This window comes from Myroides indicus (genome assembly GCF_004364575.1).
Taxonomy (GTDB): Bacteria; Bacteroidota; Bacteroidia; order Flavobacteriales; family Flavobacteriaceae; genus Flavobacterium; species Flavobacterium indicum_A.
This window is the reverse complement of the sequence record NZ_SOAG01000023.1, coordinates 28,311-45,200: the sequence shown is the minus strand read 5'-3', so window position 1 is coordinate 45,200 and position 16,890 is coordinate 28,311. Positions and strand designations below refer to the sequence as shown.

The following is a 16,890-nucleotide window of genomic DNA, read 5'->3' as shown; positions in this document are numbered from 1 at the left end:
AATAAATAAAATATTATTTTACGTCAAATAGTATGCGATTCATAAAACATGATTTCTGAAGTAAATACTACGCATCTAAACAAAAAAGAGACAAATTCAAACCTAAAACTAAATATTTTTAATAGCAAAATAATTTTAAGTATAAAAGATTCACAAATAATATGTAAATTACACAAAGTACTTTACCCTTTAAAAAAGATATAATTTATAATGTAAAAAGATTGGTGCTATGGGAATATTACCACAAAAATACGATCGGTACATCCGCTTTTTCAAATTCATATTAAAATATAGAAACGACGACCTGTTTTCTGGAGATACGGAGACTGCCGAATGGCAACACAGTCCTGAAGAACTGGTAGAAGATCTCAAAGAAATGGGACCAACATACGTTAAATTAGGACAATTATTATCTACAAGGAGCGATATGCTTCCTCAACCTTTTCTAAGTGCTTTAGCTACCCTTCAAGACGATGTTGAATCTATTCCTTATCAAGAGGTCGAATCCATTTTTAGAGAAGAAACAGGGGTACGTATATCTAAAGCATTTGAAAGTTTTGACCAGGTCCCATTAGCCAGTGCCTCAATCGGACAGGTACATACTGCCATTCTGCATTCGGGACGGAAAGTAGCTGTAAAAATTCAACGCCCGGGAACAGAAGAACACTTCAAAGAAGATCTGAACACCTTGCTGACTCTATCTGAAAAAGCAGAATCTTTTAGCGAAGAATCCCGAAAATTTTCTCTTCACGAAACCATAGAAGAATTAAGATATATTCTGTTACAAGAATTAGACTATGAAAAAGAAGCTGAAAACCTTGGACTTTTAAAGAAAAACATATCGCATTTCAAATACCTTCATGTACCTGAGGTCATTACTGACTATACAAGTAAGAGGGTGCTAACCATGGAATATATTGACGGAGATAAGGTTACAAAACTATCCCCCTTTCAACTCAATAACCTTCCGACAGAAGAAATGGCAGACGATTTTGTGAAAGGTTATCTGCAACAAATTATTGTAGATGGTTTTGCACATGCCGATCCTCATCCGGGAAATATTCATGTTATGAAAACCGGAAAACTGGCTTTGATGGATTTAGGCATGGTGGCACGTTTTGATGACACAATGAGACAAAGCATCCTAAAACTGATGATAGGATTAGGAGAAAATAATGCCGAAGAAGTAACCGAAGTACTGCTCGAAATCAGTCAATATGATCCTGAAAGAATTAATATACAAAAATACAAGAAGAACATCCTGAGAAAGATGCAGGAGAACCAAAATAAAAAAGCTCAGGATCTGCAAAACGGAAAAACCATTATAGACATCAATAAAATCTCTGCCCAACTTGGAATTAAGCTTCCGGTAGAGTTGGTTTCTCTTGCCAAAATCCTTCTCAATATGGATCAGATTATTGCAATACTCGCACCTGATTACAATTTGCAAAAAACAGTAAGAGATTATGTAAAACAGTTGATGAAAGAACATATGTGGGGTGAATTAAAAACGGGGGACCTGCTTAGAAATATGCTTGAGAGCAAAGAATTATTAGAAAAACTTCCCTATCGACTCAATAAAATATCCGATGATTTAGCACACCATCGATTTAAAATAAAGATGGATGTTTTTGATCAGAATAAGTTTTTATTAGCCGTACAAAAAGTAGCCAATCGGATTACTGCCGGTGTTATCATAGCTGCATTAATCATAGGTGCTGCGCTAATTATGCGCATTCCTTCCGGTTGGTCTATCGCAGGCTATCCAGGATTTCCAGTGCTGTTATTTATCATCGCTGCCTTAATAGGTTTCTATCTTGTATACCAAATATTATTCAGAGATGAAAATGATAAAAACGACAAAATAAACTATTAAATTTTTTTTATGCGATACTGACAGTCGGATTACAATGAAAAATAAAGTTAACCTTTGTGAACACACGTTATTTATTTGTTATATTCCATGCAGCGATGCTTAAAAACTAAACCTAAAGCTTTCCCCAACAAAGTGTATAGCTATTTTTCTACAAGGTATTTCCAATATCGTTTGGGCACGTACTGCAGATGAAGCTTCATATTGCGTCTTGCTTCTATATTGGTACTTTGATAATACTGTTTCCAAAGGTTTTGATAATAAACCTCATCTTCATCAAAGGCAATAACTTCTGTCGTGGCGAGTGCCTGTTTTTCAAGCGGTAAAAGCTTTACCTCTACAATTTGCTGTAAAGTATACATCAATCCGTAATTTCGCTTTACATCGTAAATCAGCCAGCGCTGATCGGCATATCTATTTTTAAAAAAACGAAAAATCAATGGCAGCACATTAAAGTCAGGATCAATAATGGCAAAATACATGCCGTCCGTTGCTTTTTTAAAGCGGACAAAGGCTTTCATACGGTGTTTTTCTCGCCCAACACTCTTTAAAGTCTTGGCAAAATAAACTACCTTTTCATCACCGTAATTTTCCAATATATCTGCTCCCTGTCTAAAGAGTTCGCAAATCAGATCAAAAGTATACTGAACAGCTTGCAAGTCTTCGGACAAAAACACACAGTAAAAATCGTTTACCTGTGCTTTTTTTAATTTTTTATTCAGTCCGTTTAAAACTCTTTTTGCTTTAACAGAATCGGAAATAATTTCGAATCCTTCATCAAAAAAACTAGGCGAATACTGTTCTTTTGTCACCACTTTTACTGCTTTATCTTTTAAGTCAAAGCAATCAAACACAGCTGTCAAAAAGCCAATATACGACCCGTCGTAAATATAATAAACCATCAAAAAAGAGATAACTGATTTTCCGGTATTGTGTTCTTGTACTTACTGTTCCCAAACTGCAAAATGCTCTGTTTAACATTCATCATGCTCATTTCTCCCAGCGTAAACGGAGAATCGGCACAAATCATAAAAAACTTAGCCCGATTGTAGCTGATGCCTATCTTTTTCAACTGATATTCGCGAAGTTTGCCAAATTTCCTGGCTTTTATAATTTTCATTGCCGACTGCCGTCCGATACCGGGAATGCGGATAATCTGTTTATAGTCCGCCGTATTGATATCTATTGGAAAAAACTGCGGATTTCTCAATGCCCATCCCAGTTTGGGATCGATATCCATATCTAAATTTTGAAATTGGGGATTTAAAATTTCGTCAAGTTTAAAATCGTAAAAGCGCAACAGCCAATCCGTCTGATACAGCCGGTTTTCGCGAATCAGCGGTGGTTGTGTTCCTACCTGAGGCAGCAGTACATTATCCGAATTAATAGGGATATAACCACTGTAATAAACTCTTTTCAGTTGGTAATTTTTATAAAATTCATCCGCCACACTCATAATTTGATAATCACTTTCAGGAGTAGCTCCGATAACCATCTGCGTACTTTGTCCGGCAGGAACAAACAGAGGTTTATGCTTGATTAAGGCAGATTCTGATTGCAGTTCTTTGATGTGGTTTTGAACAAAAGCCAGGGGCTTGCGCACTGATTCATGGTCTTTTTCAGGAGCCACCAGCTTTAAGCCTGCTTCCGTAGGTAATTCCAGATTAATACTCATCCGATCCACGTATAGTCCTGCTTCCTTAATTAGTTCTTCACTTGCTCCGGGAATAGTTTTCAGGTGTATATAACCGTGGAAACGCTCTTCTGTACGAAGTTTTTTCACAATGCGCATTAAACGCTCCATCGTAAAGTCGGCATTTTTAAATATCCCCGAACTCAAAAACAATCCTTCAATGTAGTTTCTACGATAAAAGTTCATAGTTATTTCCACTACTTCTTCTACGGTAAAAGCGGCTCTTTTTACATCATTGCTCTTCCGGCTCACACAAAACGCACAGTCATAAATACAGTGATTGGTCAACAAAATTTTTAACAGCGAAACACATCGTCCGTCTTCTGTGTAGGTGTGGCAGATTCCCGAGGCAGAAGCATCGCCGATCCCTCCTTTATTTTTCCGCTTGCTCCCGCTTGAACTGCAGCTTACATCATATTTTGCCGCATCGGCAAGAATCATTAACTTCTCCTGAATCCTATCCATAAAACACTGTTTTACAACCATTAAAACACATAAAAGAAAACTAAACTGTATTTTCAACTGAACAAAATTACAGAATGAAACAGTTAAAAGAAACTATCATACTGTTAAATCATCTGTTGAAAAGTTGGCAAAAAATACGGATATAAATCTCGCTTTATACGTCAAGATCAACAATGAACTTTAAAAATAAACGCTATATTTTAAAAGAATTTTTTTACATTTACATAACTAATTATGTAATTGCTTATGGATTTATTTAACCGAACAGGAAAAATGGCATTAGGCAGCAGACTTCGGCTATTAACGGCAAAAATAACCGAAGAAGCTGATAAAATCTACAAGCTGTATAAGGTAGATTTTTCGCCTAAATGGTTTCCCGTTTTTTTTGTACTCTATGACGAAGGAGCACAAGGTATTACCTCCATAGCCGAACAGATCGGACATTCTCAGCCTTCCGTTACCAAAATTGTAAAAGAAATGGCAAAAGCAGGGCTGGTCAAAGACAACCTTCGTTCAAAGGACAAGCGCAAAAACGTAGCGGATTTAACAGAAAAAGGAAAGTATGTTGCTGCAAAAATGATAACCATACAAGGTGAAGATATTGACAAAGCTATTGACGGAATTATTGCAGAGGCAACACACAACCTGTGGGAAGCAATCGGAGAATGGGAATTTTTACTGGAACAAAGGTCTTTGCTGAAAAGAGTGGAAGAACAAAAAAAGCTGCGGGAAAGTCAGGAAGTGCAAATTGTGGAGTACGAACCCAAATATAAAGCGATATTTAAAGCACTCAACGAAGAGTGGATTACAACGTATTTTGAAATTGAAGAAACCGACAAAAAAGCATTAAACAACCCCGAAGAATACATTTTAAATAAAGGTGGTAAAATAATTGTTGCGCTTTACAAAAACGAACCCTTAGGCGTTTGCGCTTTAATCAAAATGGACGATCCCGAATACGATTATGAAATGGCAAAAATGGCGGTCTCTCCCAAAGCACAAGGTAAAAATATGGGCTGGCTGATGGGACAGCATATTGTCAATACGGCAAGGCAATTGGGAGCAACTAAAATTTATTTGGAAAGCAACACCCTTCTGAAACCGGCTATCAGTCTATATTATAAAATGGGATTTCAGAAAATTCAGGGACACCCCACTCCTTACCAACGAGCAAATATTCAAATGGAATTGGATTTAACTCAGAATAATTAATAATGAATACAGCAGTCAATTTAAGTCCAAAACACCTGTTATTAGCTCTTTTAATTGTAGTGATTTGGGGCACAAACTTTGTGGCTATTGCCTTAGGCTTAAAGGAGATGCCTCCTTTTCTTTTTTGCGCATTCCGCTTTGGATTTTCAGCACTTCCTTTTGTGTTTTTCTTACCCCGACCGCAAGCACCTTTAAAGTATATCATCGCTTTTGGCGTCTTTAATTTCGCCTTGCAATTCGGATTGCTCTTTACGGGAATTCACCTTGGTTTATCGCCAGGACTGGCATCTTTGGTTATTCAAGTACAAGTATTTTTTTCCATTGGACTGGCATTTTTATTCTTCAAAGAAAAACCAAGCTTTTTAAAGGTTTTAGGTTCCTTAATTTCATTTTTAGGCATCGTTATTGTCGCATCCAATATTGGCGGAGATGTAACCATAATCGGACTAACATTAACTATATGTGCAGCTTTAGCCTGGTCATCCGGAAACTTGATTACCAAAAAAATCAATGCTCAATCTCCTCTTTCATTAGTTGTCTGGGGTAATTTAGCGGCTTTTCCTTTTATGGCACTTGCTTCCTTTTTTATAGACAGACCAAATGCTATCGCCAGTTCGATTCAAAATATTTCGTGGATAGGAATAGCCGCCTTGGCTTATGTCGTTTATATGTCCACTCATCTGGGATACGGACTTTGGGGTTTTCTTCTAAAAACCTATTCTACATCAGCAGTTGTTCCGTTTACTTTCCTGATTCCGGTAGTGGGATTTATCAGCTCTGTGTTTTTTCTGAGAGAAGAGTTTACAGTGTGGAAGTTTTGGGCGTCTTTTTTAATTCTGGCAGGATTAGTGTTCAATCTGTTTGAGAAGAAAATTTTAAAGTGTATAAGAATGAACAAGTTAAATAAAAGAATTAAGTCACTTAAATAAATTAAAAATGATATTTTTAACGGTATATTCTGCAGAGATAAGCTAATGAAAAGGTACTATTAGCCATACAGCTGTAGCCTGACCACCTAAAAACAACCACAAGACAAAAAACAATGGATAAATTCATTTTAATTTTAGCAAACAGCCAATCACATTTTATCAATGTGATCCGAATATCAATATTTATTGTAATGGTTTGGATAGGCGGGCTCAAAGCCTTTCAATACGAAGCCGACGGAATAGTTCCGTTTGTTGCCAACAGCCCGGTTATGTCCTTTTTTTACAACAAAAAAGCTCCTGAATACACAACGTATAAAAACCCCGAAGGAAAAACGGTTCAAAACAATATAGATTGGCACAAAGAAAATGGAACTTATATTTTTTCTTATGGATTGGGAACAGTTATTGTACTAATAGGCACCTTGACCTTATTGGGTATTTGGTTTAAAAAGATCGGATTAATAGGCGGGCTTTTAACCTTCGGAATGTCTTTAGTTACTTTATCATTTTTAATAACCACCCCCGAAGTTTACGTTCCAAATCTGGGAGGAGATTTTCCTACCCCGCAATTTGGTTTTCCTTACTTATCAGGGGCGGGAAGATTAGTCTTAAAAGATGTAATAATGCTGGCGGCAGGATTAATTTGTGCTTCGGATTGTGCTCAACAAATAATAAAATCAAAAAATAGCATATCTGTGAATAGAGCAAAGTTTTAACAGCAAGGATTTACAAAGCTTGTATCATAAGCATTAATTAGTGTAACAGTACAAGTTAGTTCAAAGCACAAACCAAAAACAGAATAGATGGTTAAGCCCTTTTTGGGAATTTTGAGTCTCTTTTCAAGGTAAAAATTACAGTGATAATCATTTGAAAATATCCCCGAAAAACAAATCCGGTATTCTAAAATAAAATACCGGACCTCCTAAATCAAATTAAAAACTACAATATTAAAAAGCTCCCAGAATGCTGAGCCAGCTAGTTCCGACAATCAGATAAACAGCCAGCAGCAATATGCCTATAACCAAACCGTAAGTCCACCACGATTTTAACTCCACATAACCACTCCCGAAGAACACAGGAGCCGGACCATGTCCGTAATGCGTAAGTGTCCCGTAAATAGAGCCCATAAAACCAAGCATCATAGCCAACAGCATCGGCGGTACTCCCAGCGATACCCCTACCCCTAGTAAAGCCGCATACATAGCCGCAACGTGAGCTGTCGCACTGGCAAAGATATAGTGGCTGAAAAAGTAGACAATCACAATAACCGGATAGGCATAATGCCAATCCATACCTCCCATTTTTCCTTTTACCAGCTCACTAAACCATCCGATAAATCCCAATCTGTTTAATGAACTCGCCATCATGACCAAAACAGCAAACCATACAATCGTATCCCATGCTCCTTTTTCTGCTTTTACATCATCCCATGTCAATACCGAAGTCAGCAATAAGATAGCCAACCCGATAAACGCCGTTGTGGTAGCATCAATGCTGAAAAAATCTCCCGTAATCCACAGTCCTAATAAAATACCAAACGTAATCAGCATTAAAATCTCAGGAAGGGATAATTTGCCCATCTCTCTTAATTTTTGAGCAGCTACTTTAGGCGCATCACCGGTTTTCTTTAATTCCGGCGGATATATTTTATACAATACTATCGGCGTTAAAATAAAAGCGACTAGTCCCGGCACTAAACCAGCTACTGCCCACGACATCCAGGAAATATTAATTCCCATATCAGCTGCAAATTTCTGACACATCGGATTACTTGCCGTACCGGTTAAAAACATAGAGGACGCAATTAAGTTCATATAATAACTATTCAGCGTTAAAAAAGAGCCCAGCTTTTTATGCGTTTCCGGTTTGGAGGCATCAGAACCAAAATTCATCGCCATAGACTTCATAATCGGATAAATAATTCCTCCTCCTCGAGCTGTATTACTCGGAATAGCAGGAGCTAAAACCAAATCAGCCAATCCTAATCCGTACGCCAATCCCAATGTACTTTTTCCGAATGCCCGGATAAACAAAAAAGCAATTCTGTTGCCCAATCCTGTTTTAATAAATCCCCTGGCAATAAAGAAAGAAATACCAATCAGCCAAATTACTTTATCTCCAAAGCCACTTAAACTGAGTGTGATTGACTTGGCAGGATCTCCCGGTGCTAACAGCTGGAATAGTGCCGTCAGCCCTACAGCGAGCATACACATTGTTCCCATAGGAGCTGCTTTCAGGATAATTCCTAAAATAGTACTCACAAAGATGGCAAATAAATGCCATGCGTCTGAAGTTACCCCTTCCGGGACCGGACAAAACCATAATGAAATCCCGATTAAAGTGGTAATTGCAAGATTTTTAAGATTTACTTCTTTCATCGTTTTTATATCTTAGGGGTGATACTATTGAAATCTGCATTGCAACTGAATAAATGCCAGATTTGAATTGTATATTTTTGAATCTTTTATATTTTTTTTGTAATTGTCAATCTGCATGCCAAGCTGGATGCGAGCACCATAATTTTTTAAAAACTCTAAACTAAACATCGGAACCCACGTCTGGCGAGCATTTGAATTTACCTTTGACTCAGCATCAAGGTATTCATAACGACACGCAAATTCTATTGCCTGAAAGTGTTTCCGACCTATTTCATAACGAATATTAGGCACGATGTAAAAACTCTTCATCACATAATCATCCAAGTTGCCGAGCAATTGTTCTTCCGGCTTTAACTTAAAAAAAGCATCGTGGTTTGTGCCTTGCTTAGCTTCTGTCTGAAAGTCAAAACACCAGCGCTCTCCAATCGGAAACTTAGCGGCAGCTTCTATACCTACAGCATATACATTTTGTTTCTGCACTTCTCCGATACCTCCGCTAAACCCCACGTTAAAATCGTGTTGCCGGTTTAAATTAAACAGCAACCTACTCGAATAGTGTTTGCCGTCATCATTGTCTGTCTTGTTCTTCCCGTTTCCGTTCATGACCGAAAATCCGTAGCTCATCGGCACACTTCCCAAATTGACACTCCCTGTAAGAGCAGCTCCTACCTGAAAGCTCATCCAGCCGTTATTGCCAAATAAATAATACGAATTAGAATAGTCAATTGATTTTACAATATCCACCGGATAGGTTTCTTCCAGTCCGAACAAGGGTCTGAACTGACCTACCGTTATCTGCAAATAACGGCTAAAAGTATATTTAGCATAAGCATTTTCCAATACCTTGGTGCTGACATCGCTATTTTTAAAATCCGCTAAGTTAACAAGTGTGGTCACTTCTAAATTTTCTGTGATTTTTGCATTCATAGACACGCGCATTCTTTTAATGTCAAAAGAATTATTTGTGCCACTCTCCCCAGAATGATGTAATCCGTCTATATCCACTCCTTTTTTAAAGTTGTTCAAATAACGGGTCTGAAAAACTCCCCCAACTTTAAATTGCGGATATTTCTGAGGCTCCGGATGCAGAATCACTTTTTCTTCAAACACCATAACGGTATCGTTTTTCACTTCTTGCGCCAACGATATGACATAGCAAAACAATCCTGCTGCTATTGCTATTTTCACTTTTAAACTGCTATAAAATGTATGCATATATTTTCATTTTATTTCTTAAACTTCAAAAAGCTCGCTCGATTATATTCATAATTCATGCGGGCAATATTTAATACCGAAATCCCTTGCGGACACTCCACTTCACACGCTTCTGTATTAGAGCAGTGACCAAACCCTTCTTTGTCCATTTGCGCAATCATGTTCAAGGCTCTTTCCTTTCTCTCTTCCTGTGATTGCGGCAAGATTGCCAGCTGAGTGATTTTAGCCGATGTAAACAAAGCTGCGCTCCCGTTTTTGCACGTTGCCACGCAGGCACCGCAACCTATACAGGCAGCAGAATCAAAAGCGGCTTCAGCTATGGCATGCGACACCGGAATTGAATTCGCCTCGGGTGCTTGTCCGGTATTGACCGACACATAACCTCCGGCAGATATAATACGGTCAAAAGCACTTCGATCTACTTTTAAATCTTTTTTCACGGGAAAACCTTTTGCCCTGAAAGGCTCAATCAATACAGTTTCTCCATCTTTAAACTCGCGCATGTGTAATTGGCAAGTAGTCGTATTTTCTAAAGGTCCATGCGCATTACCATTAATTACCACGCCACATTGTCCGCAAATCCCCTCTCTGCAATCGTGATCAAACTCTACAGGCTCTTCTTTATTTTGAATTAATTGTTCATTTAACGTGTCCAGCATCTCTAAAAATGACATATGCGGATTTACATTCTCTAAAGTATAGTTGACAAGCTTTCCTTGTGCTTTGCGATTTTTTTGTCTCCAGATTTTTAAATGCAGTTTCATAAACTTTAGTATTATTTATAACTACGGATAGTTGGTTGTACAAATTCAAATTTTAACTCTTCTTTGTTCAAAATAGGTTCTTGCTCTAGCGAGCCCGGCCATTCCCATGCAGAGATATACTGAAAATCAACATCATTGCGCTGCGCTTCTCCTTCTTCCGTCTGGAATTCTTCTCTGAAATGAGCTCCACATGATTCATTTCTCGTCAGAGCATCATAGCACATTAACACGCCTATCTCCAAATAATCTGCCACGCGACCTGCCTTTTCCAATTCGGCATTCATCGTATCGTTTTCCCCCGGAACATAGACATTTTTATAAAACTCTTCTCTCAATTTCTTAATCTCTTCGATTGCATAAGTCAACCCCTCAGCAGTTCGGGTTAAACCGCAGTAATCATACAACAGCTTACCCAGCTTTTTGTGGTAATAGTCCACCGATCGACTTCCTTTAATACGTAACAGGTTATTTATTTTTTCTTTGTTCTCTTTTACTGCTTTTTCAAACTCCGGATGATCTGTAGAAATCTTGCCTGTTCTGATTTGATCTGCCAGATAATTAGCAATCGTATACGGCGCAATAAAATACCCGTCTACCGAAGCCTGGAGCAAGGAATTGGCTCCTAACCTGTTAGCACCATGGTCGGCAAAATTTGCTTCTCCTAACGCAAATAACCCCGGAATAGTAGTCATTAATTCGTAATCTACCCATAGTCCGCCCATAGAAAAATGGGCAGCAGGCGAAATTTTCATGGGTTCTTTATAAGCGTTAGTCCCGGTTATTTTTTCATACATACGGAATAAGTTTCCGTATTTCTCTGCAATTTTTGCTTGTCCTTGCTCTTTGATCGCTTTAGAGAAATCTAAATAAACAGCGTTTTTAAGTGGTCCTACTCCATGTCCGGCATCAATGCGTTCTTTTGCTGCACGAGAGGAAATATCCCGTGGTGCCAAGTTTCCGAATGCAGGATAACGTCGTTCTAAGTAATAATCTCTTTCTTCTTCCGGAATTGTATTAGCTTCTCTGGTATCCTCTGCTTTTTTAGGTACCCAGATACGACCATCATTGCGCAAAGACTCCGACATCAACGTCAATTTAGACTGATAATCTCCTGATTGAGGAAGTGAAGTCGGGTGAATCTGTGTCCAGCTGGGCGAAGCAAAGAATGCTCCTTTTTTATGGGCTCTCCAGATTGCAGAGCCGTTACAGCCCATTGCCAAAGTAGATAAGTAATATATTTTGCCAAAACCTCCCGTCGCCAATACTACAGCATGAGCGGCATGTTTTTCTATTTCTCCAGTCTCCAGATTGCGGACGATTATTCCTCTGGCTCTTTCGTCAATCACTACCAAATCCAGCATTTCGTGAGAAGAATACAGTGCAACAGTTTTTTTATCTACCTGACGCATTAGCGCCTGATAAGTACCCAATAGCAATTGCTGCCCCGTCTGCCCTCGGGCATAAAAAGTTCTGCTCACCTGAACACCGCCGAATGAGCGATTATTTAAATATCCTCCGTATTCCCTGCCAAAAGGAACTCCCTGAGCTACTGCCTGATCTATCAGATTGAGAGAGCATTCTGCCAGGCGATACACATTTGCCTCGCGTGCTCTAAAATCTCCTCCTTTTAATGTATCGACAAACATGCGATAGACGCTGTCTCCATCATTTTTATAGTTTTTTGCAGCGTTCACTCCTCCTTGTGCTGCTACAGAGTGCGCTCGGCGCGGAGTATCCTGAAAACAGAAAGACTTTACATTATACCCCATCTCTCCTAAAGAAGCCGCGACAGAGCTGCCTGCCAAGCCGGTTCCTACAACAATTACATCCAGTTTTTTTCTATTGGCAGGATTAACTAGACGAGCTGTTTTTTTATAGTTTAACCATTTTTCTTCTAACGGTCCCTGAGGAATTTTTGCATCTAATTTCATGACTGACTAGCTATTAAGATTAGTGATGTAAATAAAAACAGGCATGGCTGCAAAGCCACCGCAGATAAGTACGGAATAAGCAACGCCAAAAGCATGAACCCAACGCACAAACTTTGGGTGAAACAAACCCAGTGTTCTTACGCTGCTGGCAATACCGTGGATTAAGTGATAACACAGTGCAATCATGGCGGTGACGTAAATAATGACTAACCACAATTGCTGAAAAGCAGTTACCACCACAGTATACAGATCTTTATTACCATTGGCGTCTATACCAATCTCACCGAATTTGTACACGTACCAGAAGTTTTGAAAGTGAAGTACAAGAAAAATTAAAACGACGGTTCCCAATACTCCCATATTTCGGCTGTACCATTTGCTGGCTCTCCCTCTGTTATCTTTTTTATAAATTCCTCCTGCCGTTTTGTTTTTTGCGGTAATTAGTAAAGCATAAACCGCATGACCTATGATAGAGGTATACAAGACATAAGAAATCAGCTTAACTAAAGGATTTCCGGTTAAAAAATGCGAATAGGCATTAAAGCTAAGTCTTGCTTGTTCAGGCTCCATAAATAACTGTGTATTTCCCAAACAGTGTATCAATAGGAAAAAACACAAAAACAATCCGGTTGCCGCCATTACAATCTTACGTAAAAGTGTGCTCATTTTATACTTTATTTTAATTAGTTATTTAAATTACATATCTATATCAGATATTTAATAGATTTATACGTTAAAATTATATGTTTCTTATTTTTACAAAACTGATATATATCAACTTATTTCTTCTTTATAAATCAATCAAAAAAAATTAACTTTTACACATGAATATAACAATACAAATGACATATAATTTAAAAGTACAAAATAATTTTAACACAATTACAATATCATAAAGCAATAAATTTAAAATAGATATAGAATAATTACAAATAGTATTAATTCTTCTATGCAAATAAAGATATTTTCAACAAAAATCAAACTTCGTACCATAATAGACTAATTTGCAAAGACATATTACTCAAAAGGGTGGAGGGAATAAAAAAATCAAAATATATCACTAATAATAAATATATTATTAAAAAAATAATTATATTTTCAATAAAAAGAAGGTGGTTATATTAAAATTCTACTAAAAAAATTGGATTTAACAAACACATAAACTTGTGTTAATAACAATATATTATTAACCTGTTCCACACTAAAAATAAGGTATAATTCAAAAGCAAGTCTCTCTGGATCTTATATAAACCCTCTCGTTTGGGTTTTCAGCATTGTATTTGAGCAAAAGCCGATTGCTTGTCAACTGATACAATTAAACATTAATTTTATTTCGTATACATTGCGTTTGATATAGTCTTTTCGCCTTATTCCCTACAAATTATTGTTTTTGTCGATTGATTCTTCTATTGCATTCCAAAGCTTTATTCTTTTTTGCAGGGAAGTTTCTGCAACTATACGGACTTCCTCCCATTTTAAGAGATCATTATTACAAAGACAATTGACCATCTCAAAAGCCATTGGACCGTGTTCGTCCGCATCCAGTTCAATATGTCTTTCAAAATAGTAAACCAGTTCTGACAAATCTACGATTGGAAATTTTTCTTTAAACTCTCTGAGTAATTTTGTAAACATACCGGGTATGAGATCTTCTCTGCCAAAAGTAAAGGCAGCAGCTATTTCATGGGATTTTCCGCCTTGAATGACTTTAAAAGTAAAATCTAAAAATTCTTTTATATAAACGTGCAGATTACTTGTCTGTATAGCCGTAAAAACATCTGCCGATTTAACAGAATCCAGAAAACGATTAAGCTCCTCTAGATTCGTGTTGCTCTTTTTCATAGCCTGCACATACATTTCAAAATGGCTCAATCGCTTTCCATCCAGCGCAAGATCAGACTCTTCTGCTAAAACAATTTCATTAATTAAATACCTTACCTCAGGATTAGGAGAAGCAAACCATGGACTACCAGTACAGGTAAGCTGTGATTGCAGAGCTTTTAATAAAGACATGAAATCCCATACGGCATAGACATGAGTCTGCATAAAAAGCCGGAGATGTTCTACTGTCTCTATCTTTCTGTACAGCGGATGATGAATCAATTGGTCTTTTAATGTGTGAATGGCGATATTTATTTCGGCTATGGAATTCATAATGACTTTATATTAAGAACCGTCAAAGATACTTGTCTACCATTATAACAAAAACGCTTTTCTGTATTTTTTTAACTCAAATATATTATCTATACCGGAAATATAGCCAATAAGGGCTTTCGCATCTATTACTAACAGTTTTAAAACCTCCTTCAATACTATAAAAGGATCCTGTTCTAATCTACTGTTTTAAACCACCAGTCTCAACAGTAAACTCTTTACTTAAGTAAGACAATCCACTACCTAATATTTTTCCTCCTGCGTATAATTCAGAAATTGTATTATCTACATTGATAGCTGCCCTAGCTTTTGAGGAAAGCTTTGTGCCATTACTAACTCCGAAACATTACAAAATTTAATTATTGTCAGTATAATGAATGACTTTTTTCTTTTTATAAACCTAAATCTTAGTGCACAACTTTACAGCAAAGTACGAGAGAATTTTAGAAATTTTATAAAATTTCACTTCAGTAAATCAACAAATTTATCTTTGACAGGAATATAAATAATACTAAAACTAGCATTATTTAAAATGCACAGTGGGTTAATATTTAATTTTGTAAATCCATTGCTGTATCCCCTCTAACATGCAGCTAAGCCATCATACCTTTTGAAAATACAACTTTTAAATGCTGACACAGAATTTCATCTGTAAAAATAGGGAAAACCTTCATAGTCTTTATTTATTATTCATAAGGCACCCAATTGAGCTGCGTAAGCCAAGCTATTTTATCATTAGGCGAACCGTCATCTAAAAATTTATAGCCTCTAAATTTAAACCTGTTCTCGTAATACATAGACGAGAGATAAACGTTTTTTCATTTTTTGTTTGCTTTATAATCAAAAAAACAAACGATACCCGCTTTTAATAGTCTCTTAGTCGCAATTTCTTTTAATAAATCTTATCCAATTCCCAAGGTTCTGCTGTCACAGATAGCTGTTTGCCCATAGCTTAACCATTACTCCTGAGCTTTAAAAAAAATAAATAAGTTCTCTCGAAAGTCCTTTTTTATTTACTGGTTTTGGAAAAAGGTTCTCAATTTTATAAGAACTAAAAAACAAGCATCTACATCCAGTTTTCCAATTAATCTATTTATCCTTTTATCTCTCTTATGATACGTTTCTTCAATCTCTTTCACATTTTCACCAATATCCAATAGCTTTTGCATTGGGCTATTTAGCAACATTTGCAGATCCTGAAGGGTGAATGAGTAATCGAACTTAAAACTGATTAATCAGTTTTAAGTTCGATTACTCATTCAACATCAGCCAAAGCTTATCTTTAAGTTCGGTAAGTCCTTGTTGGGAAACGGCAGAAATAAATATATAATTTATGCCTTTAAAATCACTGTCTAACTGCTGTTTTAACTCAGCTTTTAACTCCTCATCCAGCATATCAGATTTGGTAATGGCAATTAATCTGTTTTTATCCAGCATTTCAGGATTATATCTCCGCAATTCGTCCACTAAAATTTCATATTCTTTTTTGATATCGTCTGCATCAGCAGGAACCATAAAAAGCAATGTTGAATTTCGCTCTATGTGGCGTAAAAAGTAATGTCCAAGACCTCTCCCTTCTGCTGCGCCTTCAATAATACCGGGAATGTCAGCAATTACAAACGACTTAAAATCCCGATAAGATACAATTCCTAAATTTGGTTTTAAAGTTGTAAACGGATAATCTGCAATTTTGGGTTTTGCCGAAGTCAGCACAGACAATAAAGTTGATTTTCCAGCATTTGGAAAACCTACCAACCCCACATCTGCCAAAACTTTTAATTCGAGAATAACGTCAAGTTCCTCCCCCGCCAATCCCGGTTGAGCATAACGAGGCGTTTGATTAGTTGAACTTCTGAAGTGCCAGTTACCCAAACCGCCTTTACCGCCCTTAGCTACAATCTTTTTCTCGCCGTGTTCTGTAATTTCAAACAGAATCTCTCCGGTTTCTTTATCTTTAATCACTGTTCCTAACGGAACTTCTATAATTTTATCTTCACCATCTGCTCCAGTACTTCTGGAACTCCCCCCATCTCCTCCATGCCCTGCTTTTATATGACGGGCAAACTTTAGATGGTATAACGTCCACAAACCTTCGTTTCCTACAATATATACATGACCGCCTCTTCCGCCGTCTCCACCGTCCGGTCCGCCTTTTTCTATAAATTTTTCGCGGTGTAAATGCGTAGATCCTCTACCTCCTTTTCCGGAAGCTACGTATATTTTAACGTAATCAACAAAATTTCCTTCAGTCATTTTTTATATTTTTCGCTGAACAA

At 37.2% G+C, this 16,890-nt stretch carries 14 protein-coding genes; 4 read left to right on the top strand and 10 right to left on the bottom strand.

Features of this window, described 5'->3' with window-relative positions:
* The first annotated feature begins 229 nt into the window (after positions 1 to 229).
* Positions 230 to 1,876 (top strand): ABC1 kinase family protein, encoded by a 1,647-nt coding sequence (locus C8P70_RS10230; RefSeq protein WP_133713229.1) that lies wholly within the window; start codon positions 230 to 232, stop codon positions 1,874 to 1,876.
* A gap of 140 nt (positions 1,877 to 2,016) precedes the next feature.
* On the opposite strand, the gene C8P70_RS10225 is transcribed toward C8P70_RS10230, so the two are convergent.
* Entirely contained in the window at positions 2,017 to 2,775 is a 759-nt protein-coding gene (locus tag C8P70_RS10225; RefSeq protein WP_133713228.1) for a TIGR03915 family putative DNA repair protein, read from the bottom strand.
* Positions 2,775 to 4,031 carry a putative DNA modification/repair radical SAM protein gene (locus tag C8P70_RS10220; RefSeq protein ID WP_133713227.1) on the bottom strand — a complete coding sequence of 419 codons (1,257 nt, stop codon included), beginning with the start codon at positions 4,029 to 4,031 and terminating at the stop codon, positions 2,775 to 2,777. The genes C8P70_RS10225 and C8P70_RS10220 overlap by 1 nt, the downstream gene beginning before the upstream one ends.
* Before the next feature lie 246 nt (positions 4,032 to 4,277).
* Here C8P70_RS10220 and C8P70_RS10215 point away from each other — a divergent pair, with 246 nt between their 5' ends.
* From C8P70_RS10215 to C8P70_RS10205, 3 genes are all read left to right on the top strand, one after another.
* A complete protein-coding gene (locus C8P70_RS10215) occupies positions 4,278 to 5,243 on the top strand; it encodes a bifunctional helix-turn-helix transcriptional regulator/GNAT family N-acetyltransferase (RefSeq protein WP_133713226.1) in 966 nt (321 codons plus the stop codon).
* Between the two features lie 2 nt (positions 5,244 to 5,245).
* Entirely contained in the window at positions 5,246 to 6,172 is a 927-nt protein-coding gene (locus C8P70_RS10210; RefSeq protein ID WP_133713225.1) for an EamA family transporter, read from the top strand.
* A gap of 113 nt (positions 6,173 to 6,285) precedes the next feature.
* Positions 6,286 to 6,888 carry a DUF417 family protein gene (locus tag C8P70_RS10205; protein WP_133713224.1) on the top strand — a complete coding sequence of 201 codons (603 nt, stop codon included), beginning with the start codon at positions 6,286 to 6,288 and terminating at the stop codon, positions 6,886 to 6,888.
* Between the two features lie 231 nt (positions 6,889 to 7,119).
* Here the strand turns inward: C8P70_RS10205 and C8P70_RS10200 are convergent, their stop codons facing one another.
* From C8P70_RS10200 to obgE, 8 genes are all read right to left on the bottom strand, one after another.
* A complete protein-coding gene (locus C8P70_RS10200; protein ID WP_133713223.1) occupies positions 7,120 to 8,550 on the bottom strand; it encodes an anion permease in 1,431 nt (476 codons plus the stop codon).
* A gap of 24 nt (positions 8,551 to 8,574) precedes the next feature.
* Positions 8,575 to 9,765, bottom strand: a complete 1,191-nt coding sequence (locus C8P70_RS10195; protein WP_133713222.1) for a porin — start codon at positions 9,763 to 9,765, stop codon at positions 8,575 to 8,577.
* 11 nt (positions 9,766 to 9,776) lie between these two features.
* Entirely contained in the window at positions 9,777 to 10,529 is a 753-nt protein-coding gene (locus C8P70_RS10190; protein ID WP_133713221.1) for a succinate dehydrogenase/fumarate reductase iron-sulfur subunit, read from the bottom strand.
* 11 nt (positions 10,530 to 10,540) lie between these two features.
* Positions 10,541 to 12,460: a fumarate reductase/succinate dehydrogenase flavoprotein subunit gene (locus C8P70_RS10185; RefSeq protein WP_133713220.1), complete on the bottom strand. Its 1,920-nt coding sequence runs from the start codon at positions 12,458 to 12,460 to the stop codon at positions 10,541 to 10,543.
* A 6-nt stretch (positions 12,461 to 12,466) separates the two neighbouring features.
* On the bottom strand, positions 12,467 to 13,126 hold the full coding sequence (locus C8P70_RS10180; RefSeq protein ID WP_133713219.1) for a succinate dehydrogenase cytochrome b subunit: 660 nt from the start codon (positions 13,124 to 13,126) through the stop codon (positions 12,467 to 12,469).
* A gap of 708 nt (positions 13,127 to 13,834) precedes the next feature.
* Positions 13,835 to 14,614 (bottom strand): DUF3050 domain-containing protein, encoded by a 780-nt coding sequence (locus C8P70_RS10175; protein ID WP_133713218.1) that lies wholly within the window; start codon positions 14,612 to 14,614, stop codon positions 13,835 to 13,837.
* Positions 14,615 to 15,627: 1,013 nt separating this feature from the next.
* Positions 15,628 to 15,783, bottom strand: coding sequence for a hypothetical protein (locus C8P70_RS13910; RefSeq protein WP_208293398.1), 156 nt, complete (start codon positions 15,781 to 15,783; stop codon positions 15,628 to 15,630).
* Positions 15,784 to 15,865: 82 nt separating this feature from the next.
* Positions 15,866 to 16,867 carry a GTPase ObgE gene (obgE, locus tag C8P70_RS10170; RefSeq protein WP_133713217.1) on the bottom strand — a complete coding sequence of 334 codons (1,002 nt, stop codon included), beginning with the start codon at positions 16,865 to 16,867 and terminating at the stop codon, positions 15,866 to 15,868.
* Positions 16,868 to 16,890 lie beyond the last annotated feature (23 nt).